At 74.1% G+C, this 20,051-nt stretch carries 18 protein-coding genes; 14 read left to right on the forward strand and 4 right to left on the reverse strand.

The window, feature by feature from the left end:
- Nucleotides 1-122 precede the first annotated feature (122 nt).
- Both EV376_RS17055 and EV376_RS17060 read left to right on the forward strand, forming a co-directional pair.
- Nucleotides 123-986 carry a PDDEXK family nuclease gene (locus EV376_RS17055; RefSeq protein ID WP_130324433.1) on the forward strand — a complete coding sequence of 288 codons (864 nt, stop codon included), beginning with the start codon at nt 123-125 and terminating at the stop codon, nt 984-986.
- Nucleotides 987-1,236: 250 nt separating this feature from the next.
- Nucleotides 1,237-2,487, forward strand: coding sequence for a hypothetical protein (locus EV376_RS17060; protein WP_130324435.1), 1,251 nt, complete (start codon nt 1,237-1,239; stop codon nt 2,485-2,487).
- 184 nt (nt 2,488-2,671) lie between these two features.
- Here the strand turns inward: EV376_RS17060 and EV376_RS17065 are convergent, their stop codons facing one another.
- Both EV376_RS17065 and EV376_RS17070 read right to left on the reverse strand, forming a co-directional pair.
- Nucleotides 2,672-3,016 carry a histone-like nucleoid-structuring protein Lsr2 gene (locus EV376_RS17065; protein ID WP_130324437.1) on the reverse strand — a complete coding sequence of 115 codons (345 nt, stop codon included), beginning with the start codon at nt 3,014-3,016 and terminating at the stop codon, nt 2,672-2,674.
- A 150-nt stretch (nt 3,017-3,166) separates the two neighbouring features.
- Entirely contained in the window at nt 3,167-3,808 is a 642-nt protein-coding gene (locus EV376_RS17070; RefSeq protein WP_130324439.1) for a response regulator transcription factor, read from the reverse strand.
- 68 nt (nt 3,809-3,876) lie between these two features.
- Between EV376_RS17070 and EV376_RS17075 the strand changes: the two genes are divergently transcribed.
- The 5 genes from EV376_RS17075 (at nt 3,877) to lon (ending at nt 9,397) form a co-directional block, all read left to right on the forward strand.
- Nucleotides 3,877-4,602, forward strand: a complete 726-nt coding sequence (locus EV376_RS17075) for a sensor histidine kinase (protein WP_130324441.1) — start codon at nt 3,877-3,879, stop codon at nt 4,600-4,602.
- Nucleotides 4,603-4,687: 85 nt separating this feature from the next.
- Nucleotides 4,688-5,557 (forward strand): manganese catalase, encoded by an 870-nt coding sequence (locus EV376_RS17080; RefSeq protein ID WP_130324443.1) that lies wholly within the window; start codon nt 4,688-4,690, stop codon nt 5,555-5,557.
- Between the two features lie 67 nt (nt 5,558-5,624).
- Nucleotides 5,625-6,731: a putative manganese transporter gene (locus EV376_RS17085; protein WP_130324445.1), complete on the forward strand. Its 1,107-nt coding sequence runs from the start codon at nt 5,625-5,627 to the stop codon at nt 6,729-6,731.
- A 48-nt stretch (nt 6,732-6,779) separates the two neighbouring features.
- A complete protein-coding gene (locus EV376_RS17090; protein ID WP_130324447.1) occupies nt 6,780-7,022 on the forward strand; it encodes a hypothetical protein in 243 nt (80 codons plus the stop codon).
- Nucleotides 7,023-7,060: 38 nt separating this feature from the next.
- Nucleotides 7,061-9,397: an endopeptidase La gene (gene lon, locus EV376_RS17095; protein ID WP_130324449.1), complete on the forward strand. Its 2,337-nt coding sequence runs from the start codon at nt 7,061-7,063 to the stop codon at nt 9,395-9,397.
- Between the two features lie 295 nt (nt 9,398-9,692).
- Here the strand turns inward: lon and EV376_RS17100 are convergent, their stop codons facing one another.
- Nucleotides 9,693-11,495, reverse strand: a complete 1,803-nt coding sequence (locus EV376_RS17100) for a DEAD/DEAH box helicase (protein WP_130324451.1) — start codon at nt 11,493-11,495, stop codon at nt 9,693-9,695.
- 111 nt (nt 11,496-11,606) lie between these two features.
- Entirely contained in the window at nt 11,607-12,470 is an 864-nt protein-coding gene (locus EV376_RS17105; RefSeq protein ID WP_486482665.1) for a hypothetical protein, read from the reverse strand.
- 136 nt (nt 12,471-12,606) lie between these two features.
- Between EV376_RS17105 and EV376_RS17110 the strand changes: the two genes are divergently transcribed.
- From EV376_RS17110 to EV376_RS17140, 7 genes are all read left to right on the forward strand, one after another.
- Nucleotides 12,607-13,761, forward strand: coding sequence for a histidine kinase (locus tag EV376_RS17110; protein ID WP_130328707.1), 1,155 nt, complete (start codon nt 12,607-12,609; stop codon nt 13,759-13,761).
- Entirely contained in the window at nt 13,758-14,363 is a 606-nt protein-coding gene (locus EV376_RS17115; RefSeq protein WP_130324453.1) for a response regulator transcription factor, read from the forward strand. The genes EV376_RS17110 and EV376_RS17115 overlap by 4 nt, the downstream gene beginning before the upstream one ends.
- A 249-nt stretch (nt 14,364-14,612) precedes the next feature.
- Entirely contained in the window at nt 14,613-15,362 is a 750-nt protein-coding gene (locus EV376_RS17120; RefSeq protein WP_207228563.1) for an ABC transporter ATP-binding protein, read from the forward strand.
- Nucleotides 15,359-16,171: an ABC transporter ATP-binding protein gene (locus EV376_RS17125; protein ID WP_486482666.1), complete on the forward strand. Its 813-nt coding sequence runs from the start codon at nt 15,359-15,361 to the stop codon at nt 16,169-16,171. Before EV376_RS17120 ends, EV376_RS17125 begins: the two co-directional genes overlap by 4 nt.
- Nucleotides 16,168-18,060 (forward strand): AMP-dependent synthetase/ligase, encoded by a 1,893-nt coding sequence (locus EV376_RS17130; RefSeq protein ID WP_486482667.1) that lies wholly within the window; start codon nt 16,168-16,170, stop codon nt 18,058-18,060. The genes EV376_RS17125 and EV376_RS17130 overlap by 4 nt, the downstream gene beginning before the upstream one ends.
- On the forward strand, nt 18,057-18,941 hold the full coding sequence (locus EV376_RS17135; RefSeq protein ID WP_130324459.1) for a branched-chain amino acid ABC transporter permease: 885 nt from the start codon (nt 18,057-18,059) through the stop codon (nt 18,939-18,941). Before EV376_RS17130 ends, EV376_RS17135 begins: the two co-directional genes overlap by 4 nt.
- The gene (locus EV376_RS17140) at nt 18,938-20,038 is read left to right on the forward strand and encodes a branched-chain amino acid ABC transporter permease (RefSeq protein ID WP_130324461.1); all 1,101 of its coding nucleotides are present in this window, start codon (nt 18,938-18,940) and stop codon (nt 20,036-20,038) included. The genes EV376_RS17135 and EV376_RS17140 overlap by 4 nt, the downstream gene beginning before the upstream one ends.
- Nucleotides 20,039-20,051: the final 13 nt, after the last annotated feature.

Here is a 20,051-nt window from a genome sequence, read left to right on the forward strand (position 1 = left end):
GGGCCCCTTCCTATCACGGCACCGCCGGAACGCCGGACCGCCGGGACGCCGGCGATCATCGGGGTCCTACACTCGGCCGGTCGCCGGCGGGAGCGACGGGACGGGCGAACGGCACAGGGGCGATGACGAGCGACGGCGGGGCGGACGGCGGCTGGCTGCGGGCGGTGCCCGCGGGCGGCGGGTCGGTGCTGGCCCGGGGCGGCCAGATCGTGTACGGCCCCCGTCGGTTGAGCGACCTGGTGCACCGGCGCCCGCCGGGCGTCACCGGCCACCAGTGGACCACCGCCCTGCGCGAGAGCTACGACCTCGTCGTCTGCGGGGCCGACACCGGGCAGCCGACGGTGGCGGTGGAGATCGGCCCGCCGCCGCCCGCCGGCTCGTCGGCGCAGCGGGTGGAGCGGATGAAGGACGCCGTCAGCGCCGCCGTCGGCCTGCCCGTGCTGCGGATCGGTTCGCCCACCCTGCGGGCCGCCGACCACGGCGTCGCGATCGTCGCGTACGTGATCGACGCCCGGGGTTACGCCGAGCGCTGGGCCGGCGAGCCGGAGGTGACCGGGTTCCGCGACATCCCCGGGCGGCTCCCGGACGGGCGGACGGGCGCCGTCAACGACCTCGGCGCACTGACCCGTGCAGCGGCGGTCGAGGCGTACGTGTCGCGGCGGCTGGCCGACCCGATCGTGCGCGGGCTGCACGTCCGGTGGTCCACCGGGCCGGCCGAGGGGTGGAGCTGGGTGACGGTCCGCCCCGGCGCGCTCCTGGTGGAGCGGGTGACCGTGACCGAACACCGCTTCGCCACCGGGGTGGACCCGGCCCGGCTCGCCGAGGACGTCGCCACCCTGGCCGTCGGCGAGCGGCTGCGCGCCCTCGACGCCGCGACACCGCCTTTGACCTCGCCCGAGGAACTGCGCGAGGCGATCCGCGGGTTGGCCGCGCGCCGCGACGAACTGGCCGGCGGCTTCGCCTTCGACCACCTCTGCGCCGACTGATCGCCCGGCCGCCGGATCCGCCGAGAAAAATTTCTCCGCCCCGTTGAACCATCGTCCGGGCCCTCCCGTACTCAAGCGGGAATGGACAGGATCTCCCCGACCGCGTCGCCAGACGCGGAAGACGGTGCGGAAAGGGCATCGTCGCTCGTCGACGTGCCACCGGCTACGTCCCGATGCGGCGTGCCGTCTCAATTCCGTCGGTCCGCCGAGGTCTCGAATCAAATACCGGATCGAGAAGGAGAGCAATTCAATGCGCAGGTCCACACGGGCGCGCCGGTCATCCGGTAACGCGCGGAGCAAGCGGCTGGTGGCCGCGGTCGGCACGCTGGTGGTCTTCGGCGGCGTGGTCGCCGTGACCCAGATCTCGTCGGCCGGGGAGGGACGCAACGAGCGAACCCGCCCGGCGGCCGCCGCCTGCGTGGAGCCCAGCCCCGGTGCGACCGCGCCGGCCGGGACCGAGACGACGACCCGCACCTGGCAGAACGGCCGCTGGGTACGCAACCACTGGGGCGACGGCCAGCAGTCGGTCGAGGAGTGCCAGCAGACGCGGGACGGCGAGGCGCCGGCGAACAACGGCGGGTCGGCGGTGGCCTGCCCGGATGTCGCCAGTCAGCTGCCGGAGATTCCCGAGCGCGCCCGCGCCGAGGTGGACCGTAACCTCGCCCAGCTGCAGAACCAGATCAACGAGGCCGACCGGCGGCTCGCCGCCGACGGCAGCCGCGGTGAGGCCTTCGTCCGCAACGCCATCCTGCGGCCGCTGGCCGACCGGCGGCGGGCGACGCTGCAACGGATCACCAACGCGATCGACCGGTTCGGTCCCCGACCCCGGGGTCTGGCGGAGCTGGCCCAGTGTCAGGTCGCCCCGACCGGCAACCCCAACGACGGCGACGACAACGGTGGCAGCGACGGCGGTAACGACGGCGACAACAACGGCGGTAACGCCCCGGGCGCCGGGCTCGGCGTGCTCGCGAACAACTGCGACGAGAGCCGCCTGGAGGCGCATGACGGTTTCCAGAACGGCAACCGCTGCGTCAGCACGGCCTTCGGTGAGGTGGGTGCCGCCGAGAACAACCCGTCCCTGCTGATCACCGACTTCCCGCAGCAGGTCGGGGCCAACCAGCCGTTCACCCTGCGGGTGAGCACCCGGAACCTGATCCGGGACCGGTTCCTCGCCGCCGGCCAGGGCGGGTACTACGTCGAGAGCTCGCTGCTCAACGAGGACGGGCTCACCCGTGGTCACTTCCACACCGCCTGCCGGATGCTGCAGAGCACCGACGAGGCGCCGGCCGACCCGGAGGCCGTGCCGGCGTTCTTCGTCGCCACCGAGGACAGCCAGGGTGGCCGCGACGCGGACGAGGTGACCATCCAGGTCCCGGGCCTGCCCGAGGCGGGCCTGGCGCAGTGCGCGGTCTGGGCCGGTGACGGCTCGCACCGCATCCCGATGATGGCGCGGGCCAACCAGACCCCGGCGTTCGACGCGGTGCGGATCGAAGTCAACTGAGTGACGGGTGCGGGGCCGTCCGGGGTGTACGACCCGGACGGCCCCGCACCGTGTCGGCGTCCGGTCGCGACCGCCGGGGCACCGGGGCGGCCGCGGCGATCACGATCGCGATAGGCGGAATGGCCGGTGGCGCAAATGCCTGCGGGGCCGCGCCGAATGGCACGGCCCCGCACACGGGCGACGCTCAGCGGTTCTTGTACGCCTCGACGACCTCGACCGGGATCCGGCCCCGCTCAGAAATCTTGTAGCCGTTCTTCGCGGCCCATTCCCGGATGGCGCGGTTCTGCTCCCGATCCATTCCCGCGCCGGTGCCGGCTCCCCGGCGGGGCGCCCGCGACGCCTCCACCCCGCCGCGCCCGATCCGGCGGCCGGCCGTGATGTACGGGTCCAGTGCCTTGCGCAGGACACCCGCATTCTCGTCGGAGACGTCGATCGTGTACGCCACACCGTCCAAGCCGAACTCGACGGTCCGATCGGCCTTTCCGCCGTCGAGGTCGTCGGTCAGGACCGTGATTACTTTTCTTGCCATCGCCGATTACTCCCTGTGTGGGGGCGGGGTGTGGTCAAAGTTTGACGTATCCCGTGGCATAACCGCAAGAAAACGCGTCGTACTCATTTAGGTTCGGCTCCGTAATCCTCCGCCGAAATCGATGGGCGGCCGGTCGGAAAGCGCCGCTGATCAGTCCGCGAGCAGGCCGGCGTGTCCCGCGAGCGCGGCGGCCTCGGCCCGACTGGATACCCGGAGCTTGCGCAGCAGGGCGGCGGTCATCCGCTTGGCGGTGCGTTCGGAGACGTGCATCCCGAGGGCGATCTCGACCGTGCTGCGCCCGGCGGCGATCGCGCGGAGCAGGTCCCGTTCGTCCTCGTCGAGGTCGACCGGCGGGATCCGGGCCGGACGGAGCAGGGCCCGCAGCAGTTCCCCGGGGAGCACCGCCCACCCGTCGAGGATGGCGAGCAGCGGCGGCAGCAACTCCTCCGGCTCGGCGCTCTTGGGCAGGTAGCCCTCGGCGCCGGCGCGCAGCGCGTCGAGGGCGGGCGCGGAATCGGTGCCGCCGGACATCGCCACGACCCGGACCCGGGGGGTGGTCCGGCGGATCGCGCCGACCGCGCGTACCCCACCCGGCGGCGGCATGTGCAGGTCGACCAGCGCCAGGTCCGGCAGGCAGCGGCTGACCAGCGAGGCCGCCCCGGCGGCGTCACCGGTGGAGCCGACCACCGTCGCGCGCCCGTTCGTCGTCACCGGCAGCAGCAACTCCAACCCCCGGACGAAGAGCGGGTGGTCGTCGACGACGGCGATCCGGACGGGGGGCGCGTGGAGCATGCCTGATCCCTTCCCGAGCGGGTACCGATCATGCCGGCGAGCGCACCGGACGAAGGGGAGTCGAACGGATGCAGGCATGGCTGGGGATGCTCCGAGGATTCCGCCGGTTCCGCCCGGCCCGTACCGCCGAGCCGATGGCCGATCTCCCCCCCGAGTTGCTGCTGCGCGTCCTCTGCCACGAGTTCCGTACGCCGGTCAGCACCCTCACCTCGGTGACCCGGGCCCTCGCCGACGAGCGGCGTACGCTCACCGGCGACGACCGTCGGGCGCTCAGCGCGCTCGCCCGGGACCAGGCCGCGCACCTGGCGGACCTGCTCCAGGACGCGGCCGCGGGCACCGGCGCGCTCGTCCTGGCGGCCCAGCCGGAGACGACCGTCGCGCCGCTGGCGGAGATCCTGCGCGGGGTGGCCGTGCTGGTCCCCGGGCACCGGCGGCGGACCAGGGTGACCCGCCGGGCGGGGGAGTGCGCCGTCCCCGAGCGGCGCACGCGGCAGGTGCTGGTAAACCTGGTGGAGAACGCGCTGCGGCACGGGCCGGCCGGCGGGGCGGTCGGCATCTACGCCGCACTGCGCCGCGACGGGCTGAGCATCGTCGTCACCGACGAGGGGCGGGTCGACCCGGCGTTGGTGGCCGCGGTACGGCGGCCGGCCCCGGCAGCGGGCCTGCACGGCCTCGGGCTGTGGATCGTGCGGCGGCTGGTCGCCGCGGACGGAGGAGACCTGCGCGTGCACCGCCTGCGGCCCCGCGGGGTGGCCCTGGAGGTCCGGCTCCCCGGCTTCCATCCGGCCGGTTGACCCGGCGGGGCCACGGGCTGGCCCCGGCGGGCCGGCACCGCGGGAAGTGTCCTCGGTACGCACTCATGGCGACCGAGGAGGACGCATGTTCAGCCATATCAAGGACCTGCAGTTCGAGGCCAAGCCGGACGGCCCGGACGCGGCGTTCGCCCGCCGGCTGCAGGAGATCCTGGGCGGCAAGTGGGGCGAGATGACCGTCGCCAACCAGTACCTCTACCAGGGCTGGAACTGCCGGCTGCCGGGCAAGTACAAGGACCTGCTGCTGGACGTGGGCACCGAGGAGATGGGCCACGTCGAGATGATCGCCACGATGATCACCCGGCTGCTGGAGAACGCGCCGCTCGCCCTGCAGGAGGCGGCCGACGACAACCCGATGGTCGGTGCGGTCTACGGCGGGTCCAACCCGGCGCACTTCATCCACGGCGGCGGCGGTGCCATGCCGGTGGACAGCGCCGGCGTTCCCTGGAACGGCAACTTCGTCACCGCCAGCGGCAACCTGATGGCCGACTTCCACCTCAACGTCACCGCCGAGGCGCAGGGGCGGCTCCAGGTCGGCCGGCTGTTCAACATGACCGACGACCCCGGCGTCAAGCAGATGCTGCGCTTCCTGCTGGCTCGCGACACCATGCACCAGAACATGTGGCTGGCGGCGATCGAGCAGCTCAAGGAGGACGGCCTCGAGGAGATGCCGGTGCCCGACGCGTTCCCGGACTCGAAGGAGTTCACCGACCAGTTCAGCTACACGTACCTGGACTTCTCGCCGGGACAGGACGCGGCCGAGGGGCGCTGGGCGTCCGGGCCCACGCCGGACGGCAAGGGCGAGTTCCGCTACGACCACAGCCCGCGGGCGCACGCACCGGAGCCGGTGCTGCCGCCGGGTGACCCCCGTCTGTACGGCACCAACCCCGGCGTCGCCGGGTCGGTCGCCACCAAGGTCAAGAGCAAGCTCACCTGACGCCGCCCCGCCGGGCCGCCCGCGCGGCGGGCGGCCCGGCGGTGCCCGTACCGCACGGAGGTGTGCCGTGACCGACCTCGTCCTGCGTCCGCTCGCCGACGCGTTCATGCAGGTGGGTGTCTACGTCGCCGTGATGGTGGCGCTGTTTGGCTGGCTGCGCTGGCGTTACGGGGACCGGATCACCGACGGGCTGACCCGGCGGCGCCGGCTGGGCCCGCTGGTGGGTGCCCTGCTCGGGGTGAGCCCCGGCTGCGGCGGCGCGATCATCCTGATGCCGCTGTACGCCCGGCGCAAGGTGTCGTTCGGGACCGTGATCGCCGCCCTGGTCGCCACCATGGGCGACTCCTCCTGGGTGGTGCTCGCCTGGAACCCGGTGTTCGCGCTCCAGATCCACGCGCTGCTCTTCGCGGTCGGCCTGGCCACCGGGTACGTCGTCGACGCCCTCGGGATCGACCCGGCCCGCGCCGCGCGCCGTACGCCCGCCGCCGCGACCGCCCCGGCCGGGCTCGCCGCCGTCGGTGGCCCGGACCTGGCCGGCGCCCGGCGGCTGCTCGGCGGGCTGCTGCCCCGGGTGCCGGCCTCCACCGCGTTCTGGGGGCTGACCACGCCCGCGTTCGCCGTGTCGGTGCCGGTGGTCTTCCAGCTGGTCGACGCCGAGGCGCTGGCCCGGCCGCTCGGCGGCGTGGACCCGTACCTGGCGCTCGGCGTGGCGGGCACCCTGGTCGCGGTGCTGATCTTCGCCGCGGGGCGCGGACGGCTGGCCGACGACTCGCTGGAGACGGCGCATCCCCGATCGTTCGGCGCCACGTTGCGGCACAGCGCCCACGAGGCGTCGTTCGTCACCGTCTGGGTGGCCGTGGCGTACCTGGCCTGGCAGCTCGTCACCAGCACGACCGGCTTCGACGGCTCACAGATCGCGCTGGGCGGCCTGCTCGGCGTGCTGGTCGGGGCGGGCGTCGGCCTGATCCCGGGCTGCGCGGTGCAGATCGTCTTCACCGGTCTCTACGTCAGCGGCGGGCTGCCGCTGCCGACCCTGGTCGCGAACGCGATCAGCCAGGACGGCGACGCGCTGATCCCGCTCGCCGCGCTGCGCCGGCAGTCCGCGGTGCTGGCCACGGTCATCACCACGATCCCGGCGGCCGCGGTCGGTGCGGCCCTGGTCGTCCTGCTCTGACCGTCGCCGGCCCGGCCGTCGGCGCCACCCCAACTCGAGGAGGAACGCATGTCCGTCCCGCGCGTACGCCGCAAGTTGATCGCCTTCGCGGCCGTCGCGGTTCTCGCCGTGCTCGCCGGGCTGCCCGGCCCCACGGTCGCCGCCCTGGTGCTGACCACTCTGGCGATCCCGGTCGCCGTGGCGGCGGTGGGTGGGCGCGGGTCGCTGCGGGAGCTGCTGTCCCCGCGCCCGTCCCGCGCCCGACGTGGCCTGGGTCACACAGCGGAACAAGGGGAACGATTTGTTACTTGAGTTGAACACGCTCAACTCAACGTGATGGCAGGTGTTCGATGGCAACTCTTCCGGTCCTTCCCCTGACCGACGCCGTGCTACTGCCCGGCATGGTGATCCCGGTGACCCTCGACCCGACCACCCAGGCCGCCGTCGACGCGGCCCGCGCCACCGGCGACCGGCGGCTGCTGGCCGTGCCGCGCATCGACGGAGAGTACGGCCCCGTCGGCGTCGTCGCCACGATCGAGAAGGTCGGCCGGCTGCCCAGCGGCGAACCGGCGGCCGTCGTCCGTGGCCTTGGCCGAGCCCGTATCGGCTCCGGCGTGCCCGGGCCCGGCGCCGCGCTCTGGGTCGAGGCGACCGAACTCACCGAACCCGCTCCCGGCGGCCGCGCCCGGGAACTCGCCCGCGAGTACCGGGCCCTGATGACCTCGGTGCTCCAGCAGCGCGGCGCCTGGCAGGTCATCGACGCGATCGAGCGGATGACCGACCTCGCCGAGCTGGCCGACTCGGCCGGCTACGTGTCCTGGCTCAGCCTCGCCCAGAAGACCGAGCTGCTCGCCGCCCCGGACGTCACCACCCGCCTCGAACTGCTCGTCGGCTGGGTCCGGGACCACCTCGCCGAGCAGGAGGTCGCCGAGCAGATCAACACCGACGTGCGCGAGGGGCTGGAGAAGTCCCAGCGTGAGTTCCTCCTCCGTCAGCAGCTCGCCGCGATCCGCAAGGAGCTCGGTGAGGACGAGCCCGACGGATCGGCCGACTACCGGGCCCGGGTCGAGGCCGCCGACCTGCCGGACAAGGTCCGCGAGGCGGCGCTGCGCGAGGTCGGCAAGCTGGAACGGGCCAGCGACGCCTCGCCGGAGGCCGGCTGGATCCGTACCTGGCTGGACACCGTGCTCGAGATGCCGTGGAACACGCGTACCCAGGACAACACCGACCTGGCCGCGGCGCGTGCGGTGCTCGACGCCGACCACGCCGGCCTGGCCGACGTGAAGGACCGCATCCTGGAGTACCTCGCGGTGCGCAACCGGCGCGCCGAGCGCAACCTCGGTGTCGTCGGCGGACGTGGCTCCGGCGCCGTGCTCGCCCTGGCCGGCCCGCCCGGCGTCGGGAAGACCAGCCTCGGCGAGTCCGTCGCCCGGGCGCTCGGGCGTACCTTCGTGCGGGTCTCCCTGGGTGGCGTCCGCGACGAGGCGGAGATCCGCGGCCACCGGCGTACCTATGTGGGTGCGCTGCCCGGCCGGATCGTGCGGGCCCTGCGGGAGGCCGGTTCGATGAACCCGGTCGTGCTCCTCGACGAGGTGGACAAGCTGGCCGTCGGCTACTCCGGCGACCCCGCCGCCGCCCTGCTGGAGGTGCTCGACCCGGCGCAGAACCACACCTTCCGGGACCACTACCTGGAGGTCGACCTCGACCTGTCCGACGTGCTGTTCCTGGCCACCGCCAACGTCGTGGAGGCGATCCCCGGCCCGCTGCTGGACCGGATGGAGCTGGTCAACCTCGACGGCTACACCGAGGACGAGAAGGTGGCCATCGCCCGCGACCACCTGCTGCCCCGGCAGCGGGAGCGGGCCGGGCTGACCGCCGACGAGGTGACGATCACCGATGAGGCGCTGGCGCGCGTCGCCGGTGAGCACACCCGGGAGGCCGGCGTACGGCAGTTGGAACGCGCCCTGGCGAAGATCCTGCGGAAGGTCGCCGTCGCGCTGGCGACCGACCCGGCGCCGGTGCACGTCGACAGCGACGACCTGGCCCGCTACCTGGGCCGGCCGAAGTTCACGCCGGAGTCGGCGGAGCGGACGGCGGTGCCCGGCGTGGCGACCGGCCTGGCCGTCACCGGCGCCGGGGGCGACGTGCTGTTCATCGAGGCGACCGGCATGGAGGGCGAACCCGGACTGACCCTCACCGGCCAGCTCGGCGACGTGATGAAGGAGTCCGCGCACATCGCGCTCTCCTACCTCCGCTCGAACGGTCGGCGGCTCGGGCTGGACCCGAACGCGCTCGCCGGGCGGCGGATCCACCTGCACGTCCCGGCCGGCGCGGTGCCCAAGGACGGCCCGAGTGCCGGCATCACGATGGTGACCGCACTCGCGTCGCTGGCCAGCGGACGGCCGGTCCGGCCCGAGTTCGGGATGACCGGCGAGGTGACGCTCTCCGGGCGGGTGCTGCCCATCGGCGGTGTCAAGCAGAAGCTGCTCGCCGCCCACCGGGCCGGCCTCACCGAGGTGATCATCCCGAAGCGCAACGAGCCGGACCTGGACGACCTGCCCGGCGAGGTGCGCGCGGCGCTCACCGTCCACACTCTCGCCGACGTCGCCGACGTGCTCGCCCTGGCACTGCGGCCGGCCGACGTCGACGCGGACTCGCTCGACGGCGAGGCCCTCGCCGCCGCCTGAGCGGGGGACCGGCCCGATCGGGGGCGTGGGAGCATCCCGCGCCCCCGACGGTTCGTCGCCGGTCGGTCAGGACACCGGCCGGCCGAGCCCGATCGCGCGGGCGCCGCGTGCCATCGCCCGGGAGAGGCGGGCGGGCGCCGAGCCGGGGGCGGGAATCCGGACCGGGCGCACCTGGCCGTGCAGCAGGGGTACGCCGGCGGCTGGTTGCCCGCTCGCGCCAGCAGCACTGAGGCCGACCCGGACCCGGGCCGGGCCGCACCGATGCCCGCGATCCCCGGGCGCCGGTGCGCGTACCTCAGCGACGCTCGCGGCGCTCCCGTCGGTCGCCGTCGAACTCCCGGTCCCGCCGTTCGCGCCGGTCACCGCCGTCGAAACGGCTCTCGCCCCCGGCCCGGTCCCGGCGTACCGTCGCCCGGCGACCCTTGATCGTGCTGCCGCGCAGCCCGGCGATCACCTCGTCGGCCAGCCCGACCGGCACCTCCACCAACGAGAACCGGTCGGCGATCTCGATCGAGCCGATGTCCCGCCCGCTCACCCCGGTCTCACCGGTGATCGCACCCACCAGGTCCTGCGGCCGGACGCCGGCGCGCCGGCCCAGGCCGACAAAGACCTGGGTGGTGCCGGCGGCCCGCGGGCGCCCCGGCGGCCGGCGCTCGCCCCGGCCCTCGTACCCCGGGCGCCCCTCACGCGGCGGACGGACCCCGACCTGCGGGATCTCCTCCTCCTCGTCGTCCGAGGTGCCCGGCAGGGTGGCCTCGTGCGCCAGCCGGACCGCGGCGAGCGCCACCTCCATCAGGTCGAACTCGTCGCTGAGCGACTCGACGATCGCCCGGAACGGTTCGAGGTCGTCCTCCAGCAGGCTCTCCCGCAGGGCCGCCTGCGTGAGCTCCAGGCGACGGGTCCGCAGGTCCGCGACGGTGGGGATCTTGTCGACGACGATGCGCTGCCCGGTGACCCGCTCGATCGTCTTGAGCATCCGGTGCTCGCGCGGCTCGGCGAGAGTGATCGCCACGCCCTCCCGGCCGGCCCGGCCGACCCGGCCGATCCGGTGCACGTACGACTCCGGGGCCGACGGCACGTCGTAGTTGACGACATGGCTGAGCTGCTCGACGTCCAGGCCCCGGGCCGCCACGTCGGTGGCCACCAGCAGGTCCGCCGTGCCCGCCCGGAGCCGGCCCATCACCCGGTCCCGCTGCTCCTGGCTCATCCCGCCGTGCAGCGCCTCGGCCCGGTAGCCCCGCCCGTTCATCGTCTCGGTGAGCCGGTCCACCTCCTCGCGGCTGCGGCAGAACACGATCGCCGCGGTCGGCGACTCCACGTCCAGCACCCGGCCCAGGGCCGCCGGCTTGTGCCCGCGCGCGACGATGTACGCGCTCTGCCGCACCCGGGGCGCCTGGCCGGCCACCGGCTGCTCGCCGGCGATGAGGATGCGCACCGGGTCGCTCAGGTGCTGGCGGGCCAGCCCGTCGATGCGCGACGGCATGGTGGCCGAGAACAGCACCGTCTGCCGCTGCTCCGGCGCGTGTTCCAGGATCGCCTCGATGTCCTCGGCGAAGCCCATGTCCAGCATCTCGTCGGCCTCGTCCAGCACCACCGTGGCCAGCCCGCCCAGGTTCAGCGTGCCCCGGGCGATGTGGTCCAGGGCCCGGCCGGGCGTGGCCACCACCACGTCCACACCGGCGTCCAGGGCCCGCAGCTGCCGCCCGATCGGCTGACCACCGTAGATCGGCAGCACCCGGGCGCCGAGGTCCTTGCCGTACCGGTGGAACGCCTCGGAAACCTGCACCGCCAGCTCCCGGGTGGGCACCAGGACCAGCGCCACCGGGTCCCCGCCCGGACGGTCGTCGGGCATCCGCTGCAGCAGCGGCAGCGCGAACGCGGCCGTCTTCCCGGTGCCCGTGGCGGCCTGGCCCAGCAGGTCCCGGCCGGCCAGCAGGGGAGGGATCGCCTCCCGCTGGATCGGCGTCGGCTCCTCGTAGCCGAGCGCGGAGAGCGCGGCCAGCAGCTCGTCGCGCAGGCCGAGGCTGGCGAAGGGACTCGTCCCGTCGGTGGACGGGTCGGTGGGTGGGGGGTCGTGCCGTACGGGTGCGGAACTCATGCGTCAAGCCTTTCATCACGGCCATCGGCCCGCTTCGCCGACCGGCACATCGCGCCGCCCCGGGGGCGCCCGCCGCCCGTGCCCGGTGGGTGCGGACGCCCCCGGCGGCGGTCACGGGGCGGTGAGGATGAACAGGATCATCGTGGCGCCGAGGGCCGCGTCGAGGACGCCACACCACTCCGCGTAGCCGCGCGGCACGACCTCGCCGCGGCGGTGGTGGACCGCGTCCCAGACCGCGTGGGCGAGCCAGCCGACGGCCACCAGCCAACGGGCGGCGTCCCCGCCGAGGACCATCGCGGCCACGGCCAGCGCCGTCCATCCGAGCAGGCCGGCCAGCTGCGACGCGAGGACCCGGCGGTCACCCAGCCGGCGCCGCCCCGCCCCGATCACCAGGTAGCTGACGCCGAGGCCGAGCAGGGTCCACGGCGGGAGGACCGCCGGCGTGAACCAGTTGTCGAAGCTCATCAGCAGCGCGAGCCCGGTGGGCCAGCGGTGTGCCAGCACCCGGACCAGCGGGTGCGCGTCCGGGGCGGGCCGGACGGCGTGGTGCGCGGCGTACTCGTCCCGGCGCCGCAGCAGCGCCGCCACCATGGCCGGCAGCATCAGCAGGTGACCGCCCAGCAGCAGGCCGTCGGCGCCGAGCAGACCGGCGGAGTACGGCACGAGTAGCAGCACCACCGGCACGTACATGGCGACGACCATCTCGCCGATCGCCGACCTCGAATGCCCGCGGTACCACATCCACACCGCCATCCCGATGCTCATGTCGGTGGCCATCAGCAGCGCGCCGGTGCCGGGTGCTGATGGGCCCAGCCCGACAGCGCCGGCCAGCGCGCCGCGCGCCGGGCCGAGCAGGAGCATCCCGGCCATCATGGCGAGGACCATCTCCAGCAGGTGCCGGGCGAGTGCCGGGACGCGTCGTACCGGCCGGTCGCCGTGGGTCGTCGCGGCGTGGGCCGCCGTCAGTTCGGTCATGCGACGAGCGTCCGGGCCGGAGGCGCCCGGAAACCAGGCGCGCGTCGTCACCGGCCGACCGTGCGGAACGCACGGTCGGAGCGTGCGCGCCGGCGGGTCCACCGCTGCGGCGCCGGCCTCTACCCTTCAGACCGTGATGGCGGAGGCGGCGGTGCCGGGCGGCGGGCGGACCCTGTCCCGGGCCCGCACCGCGACCGTGGTCTCGCTCGCCTCCGGTATGGCCGCCACCCTGCTCCTGCCGGCGGTCGGGCTGTCCCGCGAACCGGACCCGTGGCGGGTCGCGTCGGGGGCGGCCGGGCTGGCCGCGTTCGCAGTCGTGCTGGCGGTCGCCCTGCGTACGGTGGTGACGCCCGCGCCGGCCGACCGCGCCCGCCGCCGGCTGCGGCTCGCGTACGCCGCGGTGGCGGTGCTCGGGGTGCCGCTCGTCGCGCCGGTCGCCGTGGGTGTCTGGCCCACCTGGGCCTGGCTCGGCGCGGCCGTCGTCGGCGGGGTGCCGTTGCTGGGTTCGTTCCGCCTGGTGGTGCCGACAGTCGCCGCCGCCCTCGCCGTTGCCGGGCTGCTGGCCGCGGTGACCGGCACGTCGGTCACCCGGTCACTGCTGGTCACCGGTGTGGTCGGCCTCGGCGTCGCCGTGGTGACCGGCTTCCAGGTGTGGTTCTGGGAGCTGCTCGTGCAGGCGGGGCAGGGGCGGGCGGCGCGAGCCCGGCTGGCGGCGGCGCAGGAGCGGCTGCGCTTCGCCGGGGACGTGCACGACCTGCTCGGGCACCACCTGACCGTCATCGCGCTGAAGGCCGAGCTGGCGGCCCGTCTCGCGCCCACCGATCCCGCGCGCGCCGGCCGGGAGGCGGGGGAGGCGCAGCGACTGGCGGCCACCGCGCTCGCCGAGCTGCGCCGGACCGTGCACGGGTACCGGACGGTCGACCTCGCCGAGCAGCTCGCCGCGATGGGCGAGGTGCTCCGGTCGTCCGGAGTGCGGTGCACGGTCGTGCCGCCACCGGGGGAGCTGCCGCCGGAGGCGGCGACGCAGCTCGCCGCCGTGCTCCGGGAGGCCGGCACCAACGTGTTGCGGCACAGCCGGGCCGGCTGGTGCCGCATCGAGATCACCCGTGCGGAGGACGTGGCGCGGATGACCGTGACCAACGACGGGGTGCCCGCCACGGCGGCACCGGACCGGCACAGCCAGGGCCTGCCCGGGCTGGCCGACCGTCTCGCCGGGGTCGGCGGGCACCTGCACACCCGCTGCGCCGACGGGGTCTTCACCCTCGAAGCGACCGTGCCGGCCGCCGCATGATCCGCGTCCTGCTCGCCGACGACGAGGAGCTGATCCGGTCGGCCCTGGCCGCCCTGCTCGACCTCGAGGAGGACCTGGTGGTGGTCGCGCAGGCGGCCGACGGGGAGGCGGCGGTGACCGCCGCGCTCGCGCACCGGCCGGACGTGGCCGTCGTGGACCTGACCATGCCGCGACGGGACGGCTTCCAGGTCGCGGCCGAACTGGCCCGGGCACTGCCGGACTGCGCGGTGGTCATCCTCACCGGCCAGGGCCGGCCGCCGCACCTGGCCCGCGCACTCGCCGCCGGAGCCCGGGGTTTCCTGCCCAAGGGCGCACCCGGAGGTGCGCTCGCCGACGTGATCCGGCGGGTGCACGCCGGTGGTCGATACGTCGACCCGGCGCTGGCCGCCGACGCGCTGCTCATCCCGCCCTGCCCGCTCACCCCGCGGGAGCTGGAGACGCTGCGGCTGGCCCAGGACGGGTCGCCGGCGGCGTCGATCGCCCGCCGGGCGCACCTGTCCACCGGCACGGTCCGCAACTACCTGGCGGCGGCGGTGCAGAAGCTCGGCGTCGAGAGCCGGGCCGAGGCGATCCGGGTGGCGCAGGAGAACGGCTGGCTCTGACCGCCCCTGGCGATCCGCCGGGTGGCCGGTCGCCGCCGACGTCCCGACCGTGCCGCGCCGGTCGGGGCCGGCGAGAGTCACTTCCGCCACCGAGTGCCGGCGGTGACGCCGAAGATCCACCCGATCCGATCTTTTGCGGGGGCGTTCCAAGCGGTTTAATGCTCGGTAACTTGTGGCGCACGCCACAGGTAATCCCTTGGGGGCGCCGTGCTGCAGGTACGGAATCTCGAGGTCGTCTACGACGACGTGATGCTGGTCCTGCGCGGCCTGAGCATCACCGTCCCCCCGGGCGCGATCGTCGCCCTGCTCGGCGGCAACGGCGCCGGCAAGACCACCCTGCTGCGGGCGATCACCGGCCTGCTCGACATCCACCACGGCGAGGTGGCCCGGGGCGAGGTCACGCTGGACGGCGAGCCGCTGCACCGCCTGCGGCCGGCGGCGATCGTCCGGCGGGGCGTCGCCCAGGTGATGGAGGGGCGGCGCATCTTCGGCGAGCTGACCGTCGAGGAGAACCTGCGGCTGGGCGGTCACACCGACCCGCGCCGGATCCCGGGCCGCCTCGACGAGGTGTTCGACCTTTTCCCGGTGCTCGCCGAGCGGCGCCGGCGGACGGCCGGCTACCTGTCCGGGGGCGAGCAGCAGATGCTCGCGATGGGGCGGGCCCTGATGGCCGGTCCACGCTACCTGCTGCTGGACGAGCCCAGCCTGGGCCTCGCGCCCCGGCTCGTGGAGCAGGTCCGGGAGCTGATCCTGCGGATCAACGCCGCCGGCACCGCCGTGCTGCTGGTGGAGCAGAACGCCGCCATGGCGCTGTCCATCGCCGCGCACGGGTACGTGCTGGAGACCGGCCGGGTGGTGCTGGACAAGCCGGCGGCGCAGCTGCTCGCCGACGACGACGTCCGCGAGTTCTACCTCGGGCTGCACGCCGGCGACTCCTCCGCCCGGAGATCGTTCCGGGAGGTCAAGCACTACCGGCGACGAAAGCGGTGGCTGTCGTGACGGGACAGACCGGGACCGGCGAACCGGTCACGACCCACGAGCCGATCCTGACCTTCGAGGACGTGCGGCTCGCGTTCGCGGGCGTACGGGCGATCGACGGGGTGAGCTTCACCGTCGGGCGGCAGGAGCTGTTCGCGGTCATCGGGCCGAACGGAGCCGGCAAGACGTCCATCTTCAACGTGCTCTCCGGCGTCTACCGACCGCAGGCCGGGCGGGTGGTCTTCGACGGCGTCGACCTGGTCGGTCGCCGGCCGCACGAGATCGCCGCCCTCGGCCTGGCCCGCACCTTCCAGAACGTCGAGCTGTTCGCCAACCTCACCGTCCTGGAGAACCTGCTGCTCGGGCGGCACCACCACATCCGTTACGGACCGCTGGCGGCGGTGCTGTGGCGGGGCCGGGCCCGCCGGGCGGAGCTGGCCGCCCGCGCGGCGGTCGAGGAGATCGTCGACTTCCTGGAGCTGGAGCAGTGGCGGCGGATGCCGGTCGGGCTGCTGCCGTACGGGGTGCAGAAGCGGGTGGAGCTCGGCCGGGCGCTGGCCATGGAGCCGAAGCTGCTGCTGCTCGACGAGCCGGTGGGCGGGATGAACCTCGAGGAGACCGAGGACATGGCCCGCTACATCCTCGACGTCCGCGAGGAACTCGGCATCCCGATCGTGCTCGTCGAACACGACATGGGCCTGGTCATGGATCTCGCCGACCGCGTGCTCGTGGTCGATTTCGGACAGCCGGTGGCCACCGGCCCACCCGCCGAGATCCAGCACCACCCCGACGTGATCCGCGCCTACCTGGGGGAGGTGAGCAGGACGTGAGCAGCACCACCGCGCCGTCGGGGACGGCCGTCGCGGACACCGCCGGCGCCGCCGCCACCACGATCGCCGCCCGGGTACGCGACCGCGCCCGCGCCACGCCGGGCCGGGTGGCGATGCGGGAGAAGGTCCGGGGCGTCTGGGCCGAGGTGACCTGGGCGTCCTACTGGGACACCGCGACCACCGTCGCGCACGCCCTGCTCGCGCTGGGCGTACGGCCCGGGGACCGGGTGGCCGTGCTGGCGGAGAACCGGCGCGAGTGGCTCTGGACCGACGTGGCGACCGTCGCCGTCCGTGGGGCGACCGTCGGCCTCTACCCGACCAACCCGGCCGGCGAGATCGGCTACCTGCTGGCGCACTCCGGCGCACGGGTGCTCGTCGCCGAGGACCAGGAGCAGGTGGACAAGGTCCTCGACGTGATCGCCGACTGCCCCGACCTGGAGCACGTGGTCTACCTGGAGCCGCGCGGCGTACGCGGCCACTACGACCACCGCGCCCTGCTGCACTGGGACGACTTCGTGGCGCTCGGCGAGGCGCACCGAATCGCCCACCCGGGCGAGGTCGAGCAGGTGATGGCCGCCGCGACCGGCACCGACGTGGCCACCGTCATCTACACCTCGGGTACCACCGGCCGGCCCAAGGGGGCCATGCTGACCAACGCCAACATCGACTTCGCGGTGCGTACGGTCACCGAGGGCCGGGGCCTGTCGGACCCGCCGCCCGGCCCCGGCGACCTGATCCTGTCGTACCTGCCGCTGTGCCACGTCGCCGAGCGGGTCTTCACCACCTGGGCCAACGCGGGAGCGGGCGTGCAGGTCAACTTCGCCGAGTCGATCGCCACCGTGCCGGCGAACCTGCGCGAGGTGCAGCCCACCCTGCTGTTCGGGGTGCCGCGGATCTGGGAGAAGATCCTCGCCACGGTCACCACCCGGGTCGCCACCGCGTCGCCGCTCAAGCGGGCGGTCGCCCGGTTCTGGCTGCGGGTCTCCGACCGGATCGGGGCGCGGCTGGTCGCGACCGGCGGGCGGCACACCGCGGCGACCCGGCTGGGGTACGCGATCGGGTGGGTCTTCTGCTACCGCGCCCTGCGCGAGCGGATCGGCGTGCGCCGGGTCCGCTACGCCGCCTCCGGCGCCGCCCCGATCGCCCCCGAGGTGCTGCGCTTCTTCATGGGCATCGGCGTGCCGATGCACGAGGTGTACGGCATGACGGAGAACTCCGCCATCGCCACCGGCAACCGCCCGGGCCGGGTGCGGCTGGGCACGGTCGGCGAGCCGCAGTCCGGGGTCGAGTTGCGGATCGACGAGGCCACCGGGGAGATCCTCACCCGCAGCCCCGGCGTCTTCGCCGGCTTCCTCGACGACCCGGCTGCCACGGCGGCGGTGCTGGAGCCCGACGGCTGGCTGCACACCGGGGACGTGGGGGAGTGGGTCGACGGCACGCACGTCCGGATCACCGGCCGGGCCAAGGACATCATGATCACCGCGGGGGGCAAGAACATCGGCCCGGCCGGCATCGAGAACGAGCTGAAGGCGTCCCCGTACGTCAAGGAGGCCGTGCTGATCGGCGACCGCCGCCCGTACCTGGTGGCGCTGATCGGCATCGAGCCGGACACCGTCGGGCAGTGGGCGCAGGCCCGCCGCCTGCCCTACACCACCTACCGCGACCTGACCACGAAGCCGGAGGTGGTCGAGCTGGTCCGCGGCGTCGTCGACGAGGTGAACCGCCGCCACCCGCCGGTCGAGCAGGTCAAGCGGTTCCGGCTGCTGCCCAAGGAACTCGACGAGGACGACGGCGAGCTGACCGCCACCCAGAAGGTCCGCCGGGAGGCCGTCGGCCGCGCCTTCGCCGACCTGGTCGACGAGCTGTACGCCCCGGGTGGTGACCGGTGACCGAGCTGATCGAGAGCCTGCTGCGCGGGCTCGGTACGGGCAGCGTCTACGCCCTGCTCGCGCTCGGATTCGTCATCATCTACAAGGCCACCCGCGTGATCAGTTTCGCGCAGCCGGCGTTCATGCTCGCCGGCGTCGTCGCGGTCACCTACCTCACCCCCGAGGTCGGCTTCTGGGCGGCCGTGCCGCTCGCGGCGCTGGGCACCGCGCTGCTCGCGCTCGGCGTGGAGCGCACCGCCGTGCGCCCGATGGTGGGGCGGCCCGCGTTCGTCGTCGCCATCATCACCCTCGGCGTGGACGTGGCGGTGCGCGTCGTGGTCAACGCGTTCATCGGCCTCGACGTGCGGCACGTCGGCGACCCGTGGGGGCTGCGCACCCTCGCCCTCGGCCCGGTCGAGATGCAGCAGCGGCACCTCGCCGCGGTGGTCGCGGCCGCCCTGCTCGTCGCCGGGCTGTTCGCGTTCTTCCGGTTCACCCGCACCGGGCTGGCGATGCGCGCCGCCGCCCTGGACCAGGAGGCCGCGCTCGCGCACGGCGTCTCGGTCGGCGCGGTGTTCGCGGTCAGCTGGGCGCTGGCCGGCGGGTTGGCCGCGGTCGCCGGGACGTTCGCCGCCGCCGGCGCCAGCGTCGACGCCGCACTGTGGCTCATCGCGCTCACCGCCCTACCGGTGATCATCCTCGGCGGGCTGGACTCGCTGGCCGGCGCGGTGATCGGCGGGCTCGCCGTCGGCGTCCTGCAGGAGTTCGTCGCCACGTACGCCAACGACGTCGCCTGGCTCGGTGGCAACGTCTCGGTCATCACCCCGTACGTGCTGATGCTGGTGGTGCTGCTGGTCCGCCCGTACGGGCTGTTCGGGACCCGGGAGGTGGAGCGGGTATGAGGCACCGGCCGCTGCTGCGCACGTCGTACGCCGAGGAGCTGGCGCTGCTCGACACCCCGGCCAAACGGTGGTGGACCGGCGGGCTGCTCGTGCTGGCGTTCGCCCTGCCCTTCCTGCTCACCGACGACCTGCTGCAGCTGCTCGCGGTGTGCTGCGTCGCCGCGATCGGCGCGATCGGCCTCGGCCTGGTCACCGGGTACGCCGGGCAGGTTTCCCTCGGGCACGCCTTCTTCCTCGGCATCGGGGCGTACACCGCCGCGGCGCTGAGCGGCGACCCGGACGGTCGGGTGATCGGCTTCGGCGTCACCGACGTCGCGCTCTGGCTGCCCGCCGCCGGGCTGGTCGCCGCGGTCGCGGGCGTGCTCGTCGCGCCGCTCGCGACCCGGCTGCGCGGGCTCTACCTCGCCATCGTCACCCTCGGTCTGGTCTTCATCGGCCAGCACATCTTCAACGAGTGGTCGTCGCTGACCGGCGGCGCCGGCGTCGGCCGGCCGGCGGCCACGCTGGAGTTCCTCGGCCGCCCCCTCGCGGTCACCGGCGAGGCGGGCACCCGGGACCAGAAGCTGTACTGGCTGATGCTGGTGCTCCTGCTGGTCTTCGCGCTGGCCGCCCGCAACCTGGCCCGGTCCCGGATCGGGCGGGCGTTCACCGCGATCCGGGACCGGGACATCGCCGCCGGCGTGATCGGCGTGAACCTGCCCCGGTACAAGACGATCGCGTTCGCCGTGTCGTCGTTCTACGCCGGCTGCGCCGGTGCGCTCCTCTACACCATCACCGGCTACTTCGACCCCGGATCCTTCAGTCTCCTGCTCTCCGTGCAGTACATCGCCATGGTGCTCATCGGCGGCGCGGGCACCATCTCCGGCGCCATCGCCGGGGCGTTCTTCATCACCCTGCTGCCCCGGCTCACCCGGGAACTGCAGGCGTGGGTGCCGTTCATCAGCACCCAGCCGAACGAGGTGCCGAACGTCTTCCAGGTGGAGACGATCCTCTACGGCGCACTCATCATCGTCTTCCTCATCTTCGAACCACGCGGGCTGTTCGGCATCTGGGTCCGGGCCCGCGGCTACTGGAAGGCGTGGCCGTTCTCCTACTGACCAAGCGAGGAAG

This window comes from Micromonospora sp. CNZ295 (assembly GCF_004217535.1).